The organism is Vibrio sp. 10N.286.51.B11 (assembly GCF_041469245.1).
Taxonomy (GTDB): Bacteria; Pseudomonadota; Gammaproteobacteria; order Enterobacterales; family Vibrionaceae; genus Vibrio; species Vibrio crassostreae_C.
Genome location: NZ_JBFRKI010000010.1, coordinates 39,858 through 56,786, shown reverse-complemented (window position 1 = coordinate 56,786; position 16,929 = coordinate 39,858). Strand labels below are relative to the sequence as shown.

Below are 16,929 nucleotides of genomic sequence, written 5' to 3'. Positions count from 1 at the left end.
ATTTCTGAATAATAAAGTTGTTGTATCGCCAATTTAGTGCAAATATAATTGATAATAGTTCTCACTTGCGTTACAAGTTTGTTGTCAATCCAATGACAGACTTTAAATTATCGTTATTTAGCAGTTGTGTACGCCCCATGCTCGTCTATGAGTAATGTGACTTTCATTGTCATGAGTGGTGGTTTGTATCAATGGCAAAGGAAGAAACATGAAGAAAACAATCAATTCAGTTCGCCAGTTATTGAGCGGGCTTGCCATCGTTCTAGCATCATCATTCATGATGACCGCGCATGCGGAAACCGTCACCATTGAGCATGTGAAAGGCACAGCGCAGTTTACTGAAGTACCACAGCGAGTGGTGGTTCTAGGCCACGGTAGCTTAGACGTGCTCGATAAAATTGGTGTACAGCCAGTTGGCGCGCCTCATAGCTTGCTGCCTGATTACCTAGCTTCGTACAAAGATACGACGGCAAATACAGGCTCTTTAAGCGAACCTGATTTTGAAGCTATCTACATGTTGAAGCCTGACATCATCATCGCGGAAAACCGCATGCTTAAGGTTTACGACAAACTGGCACAAATTGCTCCTACTGTCATGTTTTCTATTGAAGGCGACAAGTACTGGGCTGATGCTCAGCAAAACTGGCGTGTGCTAGGCGACATCTTTGGTAAGCAAGCTGAAGTCGAAGCGATCATTAAAGAGACTCAAGCTTCTATCACAGCGGTAAACGACAAAGTAGCGTCTGACGAAACTTCAGCAATGATGCTAATGAACAACGGTAACAACATTGCGATGTTCAACAAAGGCAGCCGTTTCTCAATCATCTTTGATGACTTTGGTTTCGTGGAATCAAAGAGTGCAACCGTGGCTCCGATTAAAGGAACACACGGCAACCTAATCTCTTTTGAATACATAGCTGATGCAAAACCTGAAGTGCTTTACGTGCTTGACCGCGAAAAAGCGATTGGTAAATCAGAAGGACGCGCACAACAACTGTTTGATAACCCACTGGTTGCGGCAACACCTGCAGCGCAGCACGGCAATATCGTTTACCTTGATTCAAGTGCTTGGTATTTGGCTGGTGGCGGTGTGACAGCGATTCATAGAATGCTTAGTGACATTGAACGTACGATTCAATAGTTACTAACCATCAGATTTTCGGGCTTATAAGAGTGTTCTTATAAGCCCTTTTTCACTTTTTTATACGGGCTACCCGAGACCTATCTTTAGTATTATTCCTATGTTGAAACCCATTGCAGCTGCTGTATTTCTTGTTGTGTTATGCGTTGCGTCATTGATGATTGGAGTCGCTGAAATCAGTTTTAGTGACTTCTTCAATGGCAACCAACACGCCAATTCTATTTATATTGTTAGTCGGATTCCTCGACTACTCGCGATCGTGCTTGCCGGAGCGGGATTGAGTGTTTCTGGCTTGATCATGCAGCAAATCGTACAGAACAAGTTTGCCGCGCCTTCGACGATGGGCACCATTGACTGTGCGATGTTGGGTTACATTGTCGGCATTCTAGTGCTAGGCAATGCTGCGCAATGGAGCTACTTAGGCTTTATCTTCGCGTTTGCAGTGTTTGGCACCATGCTATTGGTTCGCTTCCTACAACACCTCAAGTTTAAGAACGCGGTATTGGTGCCTTTGATTGGCATTATGTATGGCAACGTTGTTTCGTCTCTAACAACCTTTATTGCTTATAAGTACGACTTAGTACAAACCATGTCGGCATGGACTATGGCGAACTTTGCGAGCGTGTTGCAGGGCAGCTATGAAATCCTTTATCTCGCGGTGCCTGCTTGTGTATTGGCTTACTATTTCGCGAGCCAGTTCAGTGCGGCGAGCATCGGTGAGAGCTTCGCGAAAAACATCGGTTTGAATTATCAGAAGATCGTCTTCATTGGTGTTGCGTTAGTGGCTATCAGTGCCTCCTCTGTGGTGATGATCGTTGGTGTTATCCCATTCCTTGGCCTTATCGTGCCGAATATCGTGTCGCTGATGATGGGCGATAACATGAAGAAGATTCTGCCTTGGACTGCCTACTGGGGGGTGATCTTGGTGTTGGCTTGTGACCTGCTAGCTCGAATCGTCATCTTCCCTTATGAGATTCCAATCTCGATGGTAATCAGCATCTTTGGTGGCATGATTTTTATTTACCTAATCATGAGAGACAAGTCGAATGCGTGATTCAGTAAAAATTGCGATTCTGGCTATCGCGTCTTTGGGTATGACAGCGCTATTCATCGGGCAGGGGCTGACGTGGGATAACTACGAGTTCTTCTTGTCTCTGCGACTACCTAAACTACTGTCAATTGTGTTGGCGGCGGTGGCGATTTCTGCATCGTCATTGGTGTTCCAAACCATTACTAATAATCGAATTTTAACCCCATCCATCTTGGGCTTTGATAGCTTGTATATGCTGGTTCAAACGGTACTTCTGTTTGTGTTTGGCAGTGCTAGCTTCTGGGTGATTGATTCAATCGCAAACTTTTCGATGTCTGTGACTGTGATGATCTTGTTCTCGTTTGCTCTGTTCCATTTCTACTTTAAGAGCAAGCGAAACAACGTATTCACACTGCTGTTGATAGGCATCGTATGTGGCAGCGTATTCTCGAGTTTGTCTAACTTCTTGGCGATGTTGATTGACCCGAACGAGTTCGCGGTGCTGCAGAATGTGATGTTCGCAAGCTTCAATAATGTGAAAGGCGAACTGGTTTACCTCAGCCTTATTCCATTAGGTTTGAGCTTGCTTGGCCTTTGGTTGTTAGCGCCTAAGCTTGATGTACTTTGGCTTGGTGTTGATAACGCAACAAGCTTGGGTGTGAACACCAAACGACTGACTCAGATTACCTTGGTGATTGTGTCAGTGATGGTCGCGGTATCGACTGCTTTGGTGGGCCCAGTGCTGTTCTTTGGTTTAATCACCGTGAGCTTAGCTCGCCAGATATTCCGATCTTATCAGCATCGTGTGCTTATCATCGCAAGCAGCTTATTAGCGATCGTGCTATTGGTTTCTGGCCAATGGTTTATCGAAAAAGTGATGGCGTTTGAAACCACTGTGAGTGTGATTATTAACTTGGTCGGCGGTTTGTATTTTATGTTCTTGTTGTTACGCACCAGAATTCAGTAAAGGTAGTAAGTAGTGATTAAATTAACAGGTTTAAGTAAGAAGTATGGCAAGTCACTCGTGGTTGATGATGCCAGTGCTATGTTCCCGAAAGGCGAAGTGACTTCTATCATTGGCCCAAATGGTGCGGGTAAAAGTACACTGCTTTCAATGGCGAGCCGCTTAACAGACAGCGACGCGGGTGAAGTGGTCATTGGCGATAAGTTACTGGCTGAGTGGGATACCAAAGAGCTAGCCAAGCACCTTGCCGTGTTAAGACAATCAAATAACATCAACATGCGATTTACGATTCGTGAATTGGTCTGTTTTGGTCGTTTCCCACACTCTCAAGGTCGCTTGAAAGACGAAGATCATAAGATCGTCGATACAGCACTAGAACACCTTGGCATTACTGACATCCAAAACAAATACCTTGATGAGTTGAGTGGCGGTCAGCGTCAAATGGCGTTTATCGCGATGGTTGTGGCGCAAGATACGGATTATGTGTTCTTAGATGAGCCTCTGAATAACCTTGATATTAAACACTCGGTTGAAATCATGCAGACGCTTCGTCGTTTGGCGCATGAGTTCAATAAAGCGGTCGTTATCGTGATTCATGACATCAACTTCGCTTCTTGTTACTCAGATAACATTGTTGCGATGAAGAAAGGCAAAGTGGTTAAGTCGGGTAAGGTTTCGGAAGTGGTTGAAAAATCAGTGATGGAGTCTATCTACGAGATCCCATTTGAGATTCGTGAGTTCGATGGTGTTCGAATCTGTATGTATTATTCTGGTCGTTAGATTACTGAATAACTCGGTTGTTTTGCTTTCTAGCCGTTGAACGAAAAGAGCTCCCATATGAGGAGCTCTTTTTGTTTTCGGATAGTATCTGTGTTGTTGGTGAAATGTTGCAATGCAAAGGTAATTCCCCTTGTATAATAATAACTTAACTGACGTAATATTGACTGGTCGTACTTCTAATAACGCCAGTTTGAAGTCACTCACAGATCTACTCTTCATTTTTGAAAATCAATTGCTTTTTTTCTGCTTAACCTCTGGAAACCGTTCTACACTAGGGTTATAACTGTTTGATTTGTATACGAGGTATCAATGAGTCGGAAACCTATAGTGTTAGTCGTGGATGACACCCCAAGTAACTTGGATGTGTTAACGGCAATACTCAAAGATACTTATCAAGTGAAAGTAGCGATTAACGGCACAATTGGTATCAAGATCGCGAAGATGGTGCCGCAGCCAGACCTTATCCTCCTTGATATCATGATGCCTGACATTGATGGTTACGAGGTATGTCGCCAACTTAAAGCTCAGCCGAATACGGCTCACATTCCTATCATTTTCGTGACCGCCACAATTGGTCCAGAAGCCGAAGTAAAAGGGCTCTCCTTGGGGGCTGTCGATTACCTAACCAAGCCGATAACCCCTGCAATTGCACTCCAGCGTGTGAAAACGCATATCGCACTTTATGACCAACAACGCGCGTTGTTTAGTCAGGTAAAAGAGAAAACTCAAGAGATCAATCTCGGTAAGCTAGAAACACTGAACATACTGGGTAGAGCTGCTGAATTTAAAGACAATGAAACAGGCATGCACGTTAAGCGTATGAGTCACTACTGTGAAGTGCTAGCTAAAGCCTTGGGAATGACTGACGAAGATGCCGAGACGTTGCGTGATGCAGCACCAATGCATGATATTGGCAAGATTGGCATTCCTGACAGTGTGTTACTGAAGCCAGGGAAATTGGATGCCGATGAATGGACTACCATGCAGAAACACGTCGAGTTCGGTGTTGAAATCCTTGGTAGGCAGGGCGATTCCAAACTGATGCGTATGGCCATTCAAGTCGCGCAGTATCACCATGAAAAGTGGGATGGCAGTGGTTACCCAAAGCAGATAGCCGGCGAAGATATTCCATTGGTTGGACGAATTGCGGCCGTTGCTGACGTATTTGATGCCCTGACAGCAGAGCGTCCTTATAAGAAAGCTTGGAGTGTCGATGAGGCACTGAGCTTGTTTGAAGAACAGAAAGGCAAGCATTTTGATCCGACTATCGTCGATATGTTTTTTCTAAAGTTACCTGAGATTCTAGCAATTAAAGAGAAATTTAGAGATGAGTGATGGCTTGATGTTGTCGCTAAATCGTTTGGTTGTTTTTCTGGTCATTACACTTGTGGTGTGGCCGCTGCTAATGCGATCTACGAATGCTGCTGAGGTAACAGATACTGAGTTAAATCAGTGGTTGGGAAACCAACCAACGGTAACTTTTGTTGTCTTGGCCAACCATTATCCTTACTCATTCATCGATGATGATGGGCAGGTTTCTGGGATCATCAAAGATTGGACATTAGATCTTGAACAGCGTTTTGGTGTTCATGTTCGGTTTGTCACAGTTAACTCGCGTGTCGAGGCTAAAGCCGCGTTAGTCGACGGGCGAGGCGATGTATTTCCATTCCAACAGTTCGACCCAAGTGAAGGTGGCCGTTTTCTTGCGAGTGCTCCCTATATTCCTTATCAGGTCGCAGTGATTGTTCCCATCGACAACAAACTCGATGGAAACCTAGATCAAAATAATAAACGCCGTATTGCGATGGTTAATGAAAATATCGATTTGGAGCGAGCCGGTGTCAAATTGAGTTCTATTGAGCGAGTGGATTTTGATAACGTTATTGATGCAGTACGTGCGTTAGGGGCCGGGGATGTCGAAGGCATGGTCGGTGAACCTATCACCACTATGGATCTTGCGAAAAAGATTGGCGTTCATGATTTAGCGGTAAATTATGTTCTGGAGCATTGGAAAAGGTTTGAAGCATCAATGGTGATTCGAACCGATGAACCAGAACTGCTGACGCTAATCAACAAACAGATTGAAACCTTCGACGTTGATAACAAGAACCAGATTTTATCGAAGTGGCTAGACAGTTCCCCCTATCGAGTGCCGCTAAAAGGCGTGTTTGGCTTTGGTAACCCTCCGTATATTTACCCAGACAGCACCGCAGTCGGGCTACAGTACGACATTCTTCAGCGTGCACTGAATGACATGGGATATAAACTAGGTGACGTTGTCACACTTCCACCTAGCGCCGCTAAAAAAGCCATCGATAACAATAATTCTATAGCCTTTTTTTCTGGTGTTCAGTTTGATGATCCTAATGCGCACTTTTTAAGTGATAACGTTTTTAATGTTGAGTTTGTTCCTGTTTCACTAACTCGCCGCAAACTCCAACTTCAATCCCCAAAAGACCTATCATTAGGGGCGTTATTGTTCGACGAAACATCCACAATTAAAAACTCTGTTGAAGTTCTGAAGAGTAAGTTAGACATTGATCGTGTTGAAGATTACGAAGATCTTGAATCAGCATTCTCGCAGTTGAGGGCTCAAAATGTTGACCTGCTAATGGTTGAACGAAGAGTGCTAGAGTGGTTTATCACCAATACTCGTTTTATTGAAATGGCAGAGCTAACGCTACATGACGAGTATAAAGTTGAGTATCCGATCTATGTGGACTTTAAGAGTGAAGAAATCAGAGATAGCTTCAATGCCGCAATTAAAAGGCTTAAACAGGAGGATGACGGCTTAAACCAAATTATCGAGATGCAGGTTCAGAGTGATTTAAGCCTAGTCCTTAAAAAAGCGAATATTATCGCGCAAATATCTGCGTATTTTATCGTCAACGACCGCTTTGAAGAGTTGACGGAAGTGTTTGAAATTTTCGACACGGACAGTTCTTTTCAGGTGATCACCGCACAAGCGGATAACAATAGTCGCCCGATCAAATCTTGGTACATAGGCAACCTAGTTGATCAATATGGAGAGAAGAAAAATACCTCTCACTTTTCATCAGTCACCAAGGTGGCGAATTATAGGACCAAGGGAGGGAGTATCAACTCTGGTTCGATGACTTTCTACTTTGATGTTAATTCGTTAGAGCGGAACTATGTTTATTTTCCATCGGTCGAACAATTTAGTTCATTCGGAGATGCGGCGAAACGCTATATTGCGGATGTTTATCAAGCGAGTAACTTGACTGGAGAGATCCTAAATCTAAGCCAAAAAGAGAGGGCGTGGATTAAAGATAATCCGGATGTACGTATAGGTATCGATCCGAATTCGTTACCTTATGAAGCGGTATCCAATACCGGTGAATACATCGGGATGATTGATGATTATCTAACGCTGATTGAACAAAAAACAGGGCTAAGTATTCAGCATGTTGACGTGGCGAATTGGTCTGAGACCCGAAGCTTGGTTGATCATCATGAAGTGGAACTGGTCTCAGCAGCTCAAGAGAATCGTTCGTTAGGAGATAACGTCAAAGCAGCTAAAAGCTTGTTTTCAAGTCGTTTGGCCATTGCATCGAGAAGAGACGTTAGTAGCTTGGTACTTGAAGAAGCTGATGGTTGGAAAATCGGTATATTGAAGAATGCGGCAAATACTAACGCGATTTTAGATAAGTACCCGAACGTTGAGTGGGTAGAGGTAGAATCCACGGCCGATGGGCTCAACCGATTGGATGATAAAACCTTAGACGGCATGGTCGACACTGTTGATGTCCTCAATTACCTCATTGATTCATTTGGTCATCGAGAGATTGGAATTGTCGGACGACTTGATTTTTTCCTTTCACCCACCTTACATGTCATCAAATCTGAACCTTTGCTGTTGTCTATTGTGAACAAAGCGATAGGCAGTATCTCAGCTGAAGAACACCAGAAGATCTCTGCAAAATGGGCTGCACCCAAAGCGATAGAAAGAGTTGATTATCAATTGGTTTACACCATTTCGGTTTTTTCTCTGGTGATCCTTCTTCTTATTATTTTCTGGAATCGTAAATTAGCGAAGCAGATCAGTATTGCTAAGGAAGCGACCGAAGCTCTGGAAAAGGCGCAGAACCAACTCTACAACATGCTAAATAGCTCTCCAATTGCAGCCAGCGTGGTATTTGAAGAAGAGGTTCGTTACGCGAATGATACGGCGAAACGTTTGTTTGGCGTGGATAATCAGGCGTTGTCTTCTATCGACGTCGCTGCTATCCATGACTCGCTGAGCGTTCGTGATGGCGTGCATAAAGAGCTCGACCTTAACGGTAAAGTTGAAAATAGGGAGTTGGTACTCAGAAAGTCTGATGGAACCCGATTTGTTGCTTTGGTCAGTTACTATCTTTTTGAGATTGATGGTGAAGTCGCCACACTATTTTGGGCATTCGATATTTCAGAAATGAAGCGCCTTAACGAACAATTGGAAGAAGAAAAACAGAGAGCCGATTTGGCGAGCCAAGCTAAATCGGAATTTTTAGCTAATATGAGCCATGAGATAAGAACCCCAATGAATGCCATTATTGGCTTGTCTTATCTGGCGATTGGCGAAATATCTAATCCTGTCGCTCGAAATTATATTGAGAAAGTGCACCGTTCTGGCCATTCGTTACTCGGTATCATCAATGACATCCTTGATTTCTCAAAGATAGAAGCTGGACAACTTGTTATTGATAACGTCCCGTTTGATCCCGTAACGACCTTTAAAGATGTGATTGAGCTGATGGAGTCGAAAGCGGCTGAGAAGCAGCTCAATTTGTCGATGGTCATAGACTCTGAGTTAGACACGCCATTGCAAGGCGATCCATTGAGGTTGTTCCAAGTCATACTCAACCTTGTGGGTAACGCGATTAAGTTTACGGAAAAAGGCAGCGTAGCGTTAACGGTGGAGCATGTTGACTCGAACGATAGCAGTCTAACCATGAAGGTGAGTGTGATGGATACCGGGATAGGCATCTCGGATGGGAACCGTCACAAGCTGTTTGAAGCCTTTAGCCAAGCGGATACCACAACGACACGGCGGTTTGGCGGTACAGGGCTTGGACTCAACATTAGCCAGAAATTAGTGCATGCGATGGGCAGTCAAATTACGGTGGAGAGTGTTTACGGGCAAGGCAGTGAGTTCTCCTTTGTACTGACATTGCCACGATCAAGCTCGGATGCGTTAGCCGACTTCAAAGCCCAAGAACTGCAACTGGATTACCAGATAGAGTTCAAAGGCCAAAGAGTGTTATTGGTTGAAGACAATGAGCTGAACCAAGATCTCGCCTTAGCATTTTTCAGTCGCTCTAAATTAAATGCCGATCTTGCTGAAAACGGAAAGGAAGCGCTGGAGTTAGCTAAAAACAACGACTACGAAATAATCTTCATGGATCTTCAAATGCCGATTATGGACGGCTTTGAAGCTACCCGTTTGATTCGTGAATTCGATATAGATGTACCGATTATTGCAATGTCAGCCAATGTTTTTGATGATGCGAAACAACGAGCGAGGGAGTCGGGCATCACGGACTTCTTGGATAAGCCTATTGTTATTGATAAAGCGATGTCTTTGATTACTCGATACATTGTTCCTGAGGTCTTAGTTGAAGGTCGAGCGCCATCAGACACCTCTTCAGATACGATACTGGCCAGTGATTCTGATAATAGTTCGGAATTACACTCCGATACTCAAACAGAGCAGCCTGTTTTCTCTCAGTCGAGGTTTGAGCAACTGACTCATCATGATGCGAAACTGCAAGAGAAGATGCTTGGTAGATTCTGCCAAGGGGCGCCTGACATTATGTCGGAAACCTTCGACAACCTAGTGCAAGATGAATGGGCGACGTTAGAGCGTAATCTACATACCTTAAAAAGCATGGCAGCTTCGATTGGTGGATTGCGATTGGCAGAGTTACTCAGTGATTTAGAAAGCAAAGCGCATAACAAGGCGTGTGATGAAGCAGATCTTAAGCAAGGCGAACTTGGGTTAATCGAACTGATTAAAGCAGTTGAGATCAGCTTTGATGTGTCTGGTGTTGGGGGATTCAATACGACAAGTACTGAAGAAGCCGATGCGAGTCTTGCTGATACCTCTGATTCACCGAGCATCACGTCAGAACAGCATGCTCAGTTGCTATCACTGCTGGATGCTTATGATAACGATGCAACTCAATATGTGACTGAGTTACTGGCACAGTATCCACATTCTGTTGTTCTCAAAGATGTTCGAAGTGCGTTAGATAATTATGACTTTGAACGAGCAAAAGAGGGGCTTGGCGCTTCTGAGTAGTTGTCTTTTATAAATATCACTTCAACATTAAAGCCTTTAGCTCTTATAGCGAAATACCGAGCTAGCTAAAGGCTTTAAATCTATCTATACCGAACTAACGACTCACGTTCTGTTTGATTAGCTCAACAACCGTATCGTATCGGTGCGGCAGTTTTCGGTTTCGTTTTTGAACCAGATACAGCGTTTCCTCTACTTCTACCTTTGGCGGCACAACGTGTAGCTTGTCTCTATCTGGGAAGTGTTCAACCGCGCCAGCCGGTAACACGGTAAAACCTAATCCTTTTGATACGGGTAGCAAGATCTGGTGAAGCTGATTGATGTAGCCAGATCTTGGTATCTCATTAACGTTGATGTTCGCTAAGTCTTTATCTCCGCAAAGGTCGAAATACAAAGACAGATAGTGTGCAGAATCTGGGTGGGCAATCAGGCCAATGTCATTCAATACTTGCGGCGTTATCTCTAAATCAGCAAGGCTGTGGTGAACAATAAGACACAGTGCTTCTTTGCCGATGACTTGGCTTTGGTAGTAGCTGTCGTTCGGGGAATGCCTAACAATGCCGATATCGGTAGTGCCTTCGCTTAGGTCATTCAATATCTTTTTGTTTGGAGCGGCTTCTAAGTTAATGCTGAGCTCTTGGTGTTGCTGTTGAAGTTCAAGAAGCTTGGGATACAGACGCAAAGAGAGTGAGCCAGAGCAAGACAAGTGACATTGCCCAGCATAAGGGTTATCAAAACTCAGAGACTCAAAAAGATCTTCTTGGTCTTTCTCTAGTTTGATCGCATAGCGATACATAATCCGACCCTGTTCGGTCAGTTCGAAGCTCTTGTTTTCTCGAGATAGCAGGTCACAATTACAAGCTTGTTCAAGCTTCTTGATGTGTTGGCTGACTCCAGGTTGTGTCATATACAACTTTTCTGCCGTTTGGGTGAAATGGCCAACTTCAACCAGAGTCTTAAACGTATTGAGCCAAAGTGGATTAATCATACTCACCTTCAAATACTAAAGCCTATAAATAACAAAGCCAATAAATAATAGAAAATTATTATTATCTTAAGTAATGATAATTTCAACTCTAGCGTCTTAAGTAACGCTAATCAAAGTCATGTGGTGGTAGCACTTTATATTGGTCTATTGGTCTATTGGTCGCTTTGTAGAGTTGCTATGAGTAACAAAGTGTTGCGACTTTGTTGAATTTTTGGTCTATTGACCAACTGTGCTCATATTTAGGAACGAAGATGAATAGAAATGTTTGGCTGCTCTCACTGTGTCAGGCCTTGTTGATGACGGGTAACATATTACTGATCTCTGTGATTGGTTTGATCGGTAAGCAGATTGCACCCAGTGTCAGCATGATCACCTTGCCGGTTGCACTGCAGTTTTTGGGTCTAATGGCAGCTACTATTCCTGCATCTTTAATTTCAGGCAAGTTAGGGAGAAAGAGAGGATTTAGCATTGGTAATGTGGTTGGCATTACAGGAGCTAGTCTTGCCACCTACGCACTGTCTCAGCAAAATTTCTATCTGTTTTGTTTCGCTACGTTCTTACTTGGGATAGGCATAGGTTTTGGCACGCTTTATCGTTTTGCTGCAATCGAGGTGTGTGATGAAAATGCACGTCATCGAGCGATCTCTATCTCGATGGCTGGTGGCGTTTTAGCCGCGGTATTAGGGCCAAATTTGGCGATTATGTCGCAACAGTGGTCGCAAGATGGCTTGTACATTGGTGCTTTTGCTTCTTTGATTGGATTGAACATTCTTGCGTTACTCATCTTACAAACAATTCAGTTTCCAAAAGTCTCTTTTAATAGTCAGGCACCTAAATCCGATCCTCTCAGTGTGATAGTAAAAGCGCCTAACTTTATTGGCGCAGTGTTTGCTGCCATGGTCGCTTATGCGGTGATGAATATCCTGATGACAGCAACGCCATTGGCAATGATTGGTTGTGGCTTTGACTTTACCAAAGCAGCGGGCGTCATTGAGTGGCACGTATTGGGGATGTTTGTTCCTGCATTCTTTACTGGTTCACTTATCGAGAAGTTTGGCTCAAGAATGATGATCTTAGCGGGTGGGGTGCTGTTCGTTGTCTGTATCGCGATTAACATTCATGGCGAATCTATTTGGCACTTCAGAGCGGCTCTAGTTGTGCTTGGTGTCGGTTGGAACTTCATGTTTATCGCGGCAACAGGTTTGTTTAGTCAGTCCTACCAATCGCAGAATAAAGCTAAGGCACAAGCGTTTAATGAATTTATTGTCTTTGGCTGTGTGACGATTACCGCCATGCTCTCTGGTTGGTTAGAGTCAACAGCTGGATGGCAGAACCTCAATATCTATGTATTACCATTCGTGTTAGCTGTTATCTTGCTGTTCGCATTTAGTGCTCGTAAATCGCGTATTCAAAAGCAGCCTGTGTAATGGATCATCTAATGGTGGTTCAGTAAATTCGTTACTGTGATTAAAACCCTAGTATCTCGAACTGCGACCAATAAAAAGCCCTACCAAATCGGTAGGGCCTTTGCTTACGGCTTAAATAATAACGTTTTCTTAAAACTGCTGTCGTGGCTTATATCCTGTGACAACAGTACTTAAGCTTGTGTTGTAAATACGCATGACAGAGCCAGCGATGATTTACAGGTCGACCAAAATTGTCTTAGTGGTAATCCCACCTTGGTCATCGATTATCTTCAGTGTCACCTCGTGCTTTCCGTATGAAGGGAAGATTGACGTGAATGTGCGACCTCGTTTCACCTTTCCGTTTGGAAGTGTCCACTCGGTGTCAACAATACGACCATCGCTGTCTGAACTTGTAGACCACATGGTTACCCAGCGGCCCAAGTGAATGTACTTCGCGCTCGCTTCTGGAAGGGCGTTTGGAGATTCAACACTCACTACGGAGCTAAATGAAGCGGTAGCGCCTTTGTCGTCGACAACAGTCAAGTTCACCGTGTATTCGCCCGCTTGCTCGTAAGACCAAGTTGGTGCCACTTCGTTACTTGTTGTGCCGTTCCCAAAGTCCCATAGGTAACGGGCGATCTCACCGTCTTGGTCTGAGCTGAAGTTGTTTGCAGAAACAGTCAGACCAGTCACATTAAGCTCGAAGTTCGCAGTAGGAACGATGTTGTGTTGGCTTACTTTAGATAAGCGAACCACACCGTATTCGTTGTTATCACTCTGATTCACAATATCGACCGCTAAACCAAACTCCGTCAGGATGCGTCCTGAATCTGGTGCTTGAGGCGATGTGTAATCTTGGTCATCCGAGAAGCTAGCATTGCCAACCAAACTGGTATCTTCGAGTACATCGTTGTCGCTGTTTACAAGACGCATTGGAGTATGATCTTTGAGTGAAAACGCTGCGTCTCGAACTTGGTAGCGTGTTTGAGCCGCTTCACCAGAGTTTGCCCACACCATGGCATTTTGGTCTGCATCGACCACGCCTAACCAACCTTCACCAGGGTGTTTACCTACCCAGTTGTCGGTTAGTGATTCGTCGACGTACCAAATGATCAAGCCAGGGTCGAATGACATCAGTTGTCCCATGCGTTTGATGTTCGCTAGGCCTTCATCAACATCCATGTGGCTGCGCCATTGCAATAGATAGTAGTGCTGCGCTTGATGGAATCCATTACTCAGCTTGTAACCATTAAGGGCGAAGGTGGAGTTGCTTTCACCATCGTCTATTGAGGTCACTTCACCATCGACAACAACAGCAAGGTTATCTAAATAGAAGCCTTCCATTGCTAAGCCGCCATCGGTGATGTATTCAAAAGACAGTTCCACTTCTTGGCCTGCCCATTGTGAAACGTCGAACTCAGCGTCGACCCATCCGCCAGATTCGCCGCCAATAGCAGGAACGAGGTCCGTGTTGTATGGATCGTCCATTGAGGTAATGTTTCCTGCAATGGCTTGTCCGTTGATTAGCACGCGCGCAAAGTCGTAGTCTTTTTCAATCTCATACCAAGTTTTGAAAGACAGCAGTGCAGAATCACCCGCTGGGATCATCAACTTGCGAGTCATACTGTTTTTCAGATCATCGCCTTTTTGAGAGTGGAATGAATACTCGCCCTCAAAGGGTTTCAGACTTTCAATCTGCTTTTCAGGAAGATCCACTTTGATCATGTTAGGACGACTGTTATCCGTTGTTTGGAACAGCGTATACACTTGTGGATTGTCTTCTAGGTCATCAATCGAGATTTGATCATCGTTAACCCAGCGACCACCAATCGATTTTTGTAGGAAGTGCTTTGCCCAAGAGCTGAATGCCGTTGGTTGTGTACCACCAATTTGACCAGCCCAACTGCCCGAAGACATGATTGACCAGTAAGAAACCGGTTCGCCTCTGCCTGTGTATTGCGTGTCATACTCGTCTGGTAAGCCTAAATCATGACCATATTCGTGGGTACAAACACCTGCAGCCGCATCAATCGGTTGAATGGTGTAATCGAACGCCGCGTATTGGCCACCAAATCGATCTGGAAGCGAGCTAGAAGTACCTTCCAGTACATGAGTGCGACCAAGGTTGAATCGGTGAGACCAAATCGCATCAGGGCCTAACACGCCACCACCGGCTTCTTCGCCTACCGATGCATGAAACACCATCAGGTGGTCAATCACACCATCGGGTTCGCGGAAATTTCCGTCACCGTCGTAATCGTAACGATCTTCGATGTCGTAATCGGCAAGGTTGATACTCGGATCTTGAGCCAGTTGATTCAGCGCTTCACGAACCAGTTCTTGGGCGTTTAGGTCGTTGTCGGTGGTAGGGGAGTTGCCACCATAGAATGACGCAGGCTTAGAGGCGCGATACCAACCTGCCGCTTGACCTGAAACGCTGTAACTGTCGCCTGATTCGCTTTGGTAATATTGGCGCATCGAGATTAGGTTTTCGCCATTTGGCCCTGTGTAGCCAGAATTTGAAAACAACAACTCTTGATAATGTTCAGGGTTGTAGCTCTCGTAGAGCATCTGCGTGTGCTCTTCGGTCAACTTGTTGTCATCCCAGTTCAAATCAGGGAAATCGACCAATAGAGCGAGTACTTTATCGGTGCGCTTGGTGCCGACTTCTAAAGCAAAGACACTCGCTTTTTTAACGCCAGACCCTTTTTCTATGGCTTTGAGTATTTTTGCGCGTTGCTCAAGTGCTTTTTTTCCGAATTGAGCATCGCCTTTGAAACCGGAATTGATTTTATTTTTCAAGTAACGGTCAAGCGCATCGCGCTTTGCCGCATCGGTTGCATCTTGGTCGACTAAGCCTTGTCTAACTAGCATTTCAATGAGTTTGTCTTCATTAACTACGCCTAAATCAATAGGTGTTTTTGCATAACCACTGACGCTAAATAGAGTAAGCATTGCTGAAGCCAACAATGTTTTTCTCATCATTTTCATTATATTTCCTTTTTGTATTTCCATGTCGATATCAGTATCAACTTGCCTTATTCGGATCTGTTGTCCGAGTTTGGCCTAATACACTCTTGTGGTGTCTTATTTAACTGACGTGTGTTTGTTGTATGTTTTTTACCTTCTATCTCTTTTGTATTGGTTGTCTCTTTTCTATTTTTTGAATCAAACGGAGTGCTCTTCACTTTTTTAGCGTTGAGATAGATACGCAAAGCTTCTTGATTTTCCTCATAGGTTAAGCCTGAACAGATAACACCTTGTTTAATCAATGACTTCAGCAATAGTCCGTCGTTCTCAATAGTGGAAGCCTGTGACAGTGAGGAAAAAATTAGAACCATTAAAGCCATTGTTTTGTGTGACATTATTATATCAAGCCATCAGTTTTGATTATGTAACAAAATATATTTATAAAATCTACCAATCAAATGGATAATTATTACAATTAATTATTCGTTCCGGTTTCAACATTTAGAGTTAATATAAAATAAGGAGTGTTATTTATTCTATTGTCAGTTATTTAATGGGTTTTGTTGAATGAATAGTTGATAGTTTGGATGTTTAATAACATTGATTAGGTCGTGGTTATTATTCTGGAGGGCGCTTTATACAAGGCGTTGGGTTCTAACTAATAAGATAATTTTTTATTATCGGTGTTTTAAAATACGCATGTAATAACTGAGTCATTAGTAAATACCCATGCTCAAATTATTTTTACTCAAAATATCAATAATTAGGGTATTGAGAGTAACTTTCAGTGTTTCAATGACGTGAAATTTAACAATAGCAGAGCTGGTCGGGTTGTCACCGCCTGCTTGCTTAAAGCGAGTGAAACGGCTGAGAGAAGAGGGCGTGATTGTCGGTGGTGTGTCCATCATTAATCCAGAACTGACCGGCAGTAAGATGACTTTGGTTGTGTCCGTGGAAATGGAGCGTGATCGAGCGGATATTTACCAAATCTTTCGCCATTCTATTTCAAAGGCAGAAGAGGTCACGCAGTGCTATCAGATATCAGGCAGCTTTGATTTCATGCTGATTGTGACGGTCAAAGACATTCAAGCCTACGAAGACTTTGTGGAGCGAGTACTACGCAAAGATCTGAATATTCGTAAATTCCATACCTCTGTCTCAATGAGAACCGTGAAATTTACCACTGCCGTAAACTTAGATGAGTCGTGACTGTTGGCATGAGAAGATAGTGAAGTTATTAGCTTTGTGAGGTACTTAGCTAATATTTGTATAAATAGCAGGCATTTACACAAAATGTGACGTTCACATTTTGTCATAACTTTAATAATTGTATATATTCCTCGCCTAAAATA

The 16,929-nt window shown here is 43.8% G+C and carries 10 protein-coding genes and 1 pseudogene; 8 read left to right on the top strand and 3 right to left on the bottom strand.

Annotated features, from left to right (window positions below):
* Positions 1–208 precede the first annotated feature (208 nt).
* From AB4154_RS06120 to AB4154_RS06095, 6 genes are all read left to right on the top strand, one after another.
* A complete protein-coding gene (locus AB4154_RS06120; protein WP_017061897.1) occupies positions 209–1,141 on the top strand; it encodes a siderophore ABC transporter substrate-binding protein in 933 nt (310 codons plus the stop codon).
* A gap of 100 nt (positions 1,142–1,241) precedes the next feature.
* Entirely contained in the window at positions 1,242–2,195 is a 954-nt protein-coding gene (locus AB4154_RS06115) for an ABC transporter permease (protein WP_017061896.1), read from the top strand.
* Positions 2,188–3,138 carry an iron chelate uptake ABC transporter family permease subunit gene (locus AB4154_RS06110; RefSeq protein WP_136978264.1) on the top strand — a complete coding sequence of 317 codons (951 nt, stop codon included), beginning with the start codon at positions 2,188–2,190 and terminating at the stop codon, positions 3,136–3,138. The genes AB4154_RS06115 and AB4154_RS06110 overlap by 8 nt, the downstream gene beginning before the upstream one ends.
* 12 nt (positions 3,139–3,150) lie before the next feature.
* Positions 3,151–3,915: an ABC transporter ATP-binding protein gene (locus AB4154_RS06105; RefSeq protein ID WP_017061894.1), complete on the top strand. Its 765-nt coding sequence runs from the start codon at positions 3,151–3,153 to the stop codon at positions 3,913–3,915.
* Positions 3,916–4,224: 309 nt separating this feature from the next.
* Positions 4,225–5,250, top strand: coding sequence for an HD-GYP domain-containing protein (locus AB4154_RS06100; protein WP_372122482.1), 1,026 nt, complete (start codon positions 4,225–4,227; stop codon positions 5,248–5,250).
* Positions 5,251–5,320: 70 nt separating this feature from the next.
* Positions 5,321–10,216: an ATP-binding protein gene (locus tag AB4154_RS06095; RefSeq protein ID WP_372122510.1), complete on the top strand. Its 4,896-nt coding sequence runs from the start codon at positions 5,321–5,323 to the stop codon at positions 10,214–10,216.
* Positions 10,217–10,310: 94 nt separating this feature from the next.
* On the opposite strand, the gene AB4154_RS06090 is transcribed toward AB4154_RS06095, so the two are convergent.
* Positions 10,311–11,201, bottom strand: a complete 891-nt coding sequence (locus AB4154_RS06090) for a LysR family transcriptional regulator (protein ID WP_017061891.1) — start codon at positions 11,199–11,201, stop codon at positions 10,311–10,313.
* A gap of 251 nt (positions 11,202–11,452) precedes the next feature.
* Here AB4154_RS06090 and AB4154_RS06085 point away from each other — a divergent pair, with 251 nt between their 5' ends.
* Complete coding sequence (locus tag AB4154_RS06085; protein ID WP_017064421.1) at positions 11,453–12,628, top strand: MFS transporter; 1,176 nt, start codon at positions 11,453–11,455, stop codon at positions 12,626–12,628.
* 213 nt (positions 12,629–12,841) lie between these two features.
* Here the strand turns inward: AB4154_RS06085 and AB4154_RS06080 are convergent, their stop codons facing one another.
* Positions 12,842–15,598 (bottom strand): immune inhibitor A domain-containing protein, encoded by a 2,757-nt coding sequence (locus AB4154_RS06080; protein ID WP_372122480.1) that lies wholly within the window; start codon positions 15,596–15,598, stop codon positions 12,842–12,844.
* Between the two features lie 47 nt (positions 15,599–15,645).
* Entirely contained in the window at positions 15,646–15,972 is a 327-nt protein-coding gene (locus AB4154_RS06075) for a hypothetical protein (RefSeq protein WP_372122478.1), read from the bottom strand.
* Between the two features lie 409 nt (positions 15,973–16,381).
* Here AB4154_RS06075 and AB4154_RS06070 point away from each other — a divergent pair.
* A pseudogene (locus tag AB4154_RS06070) lies at positions 16,382–16,786 on the top strand (Lrp/AsnC family transcriptional regulator); the annotation flags it as partial.
* Positions 16,787–16,929: the final 143 nt, after the last annotated feature.

Coding starts and splice junctions, on each gene's coding strand:
- AB4154_RS06095 (WP_372122510.1), top strand. CDS start 5,321: ATGCGATCTACGAATGCTGCTGAGGTAACAGATACTGAGTTAAATCAG.
- AB4154_RS06120 (WP_017061897.1), top strand. CDS start 209: ATGAAGAAAACAATCAATTCAGTTCGCCAGTTATTGAGCGGGCTTGCC.
- AB4154_RS06085 (WP_017064421.1), top strand. CDS start 11,453: ATGAATAGAAATGTTTGGCTGCTCTCACTGTGTCAGGCCTTGTTGATG.
- AB4154_RS06075 (WP_372122478.1), bottom strand. CDS start 15,972: ATGTCACACAAAACAATGGCTTTAATGGTTCTAATTTTTTCCTCACTG.
- AB4154_RS06080 (WP_372122480.1), bottom strand. CDS start 15,598: ATGAAAATGATGAGAAAAACATTGTTGGCTTCAGCAATGCTTACTCTA.
- AB4154_RS06100 (WP_372122482.1), top strand. CDS start 4,225: ATGAGTCGGAAACCTATAGTGTTAGTCGTGGATGACACCCCAAGTAAC.
- AB4154_RS06110 (WP_136978264.1), top strand. CDS start 2,188: ATGCGTGATTCAGTAAAAATTGCGATTCTGGCTATCGCGTCTTTGGGT.
- AB4154_RS06090 (WP_017061891.1), bottom strand. CDS start 11,201: ATGATTAATCCACTTTGGCTCAATACGTTTAAGACTCTGGTTGAAGTT.
- AB4154_RS06115 (WP_017061896.1), top strand. CDS start 1,242: ATGTTGAAACCCATTGCAGCTGCTGTATTTCTTGTTGTGTTATGCGTT.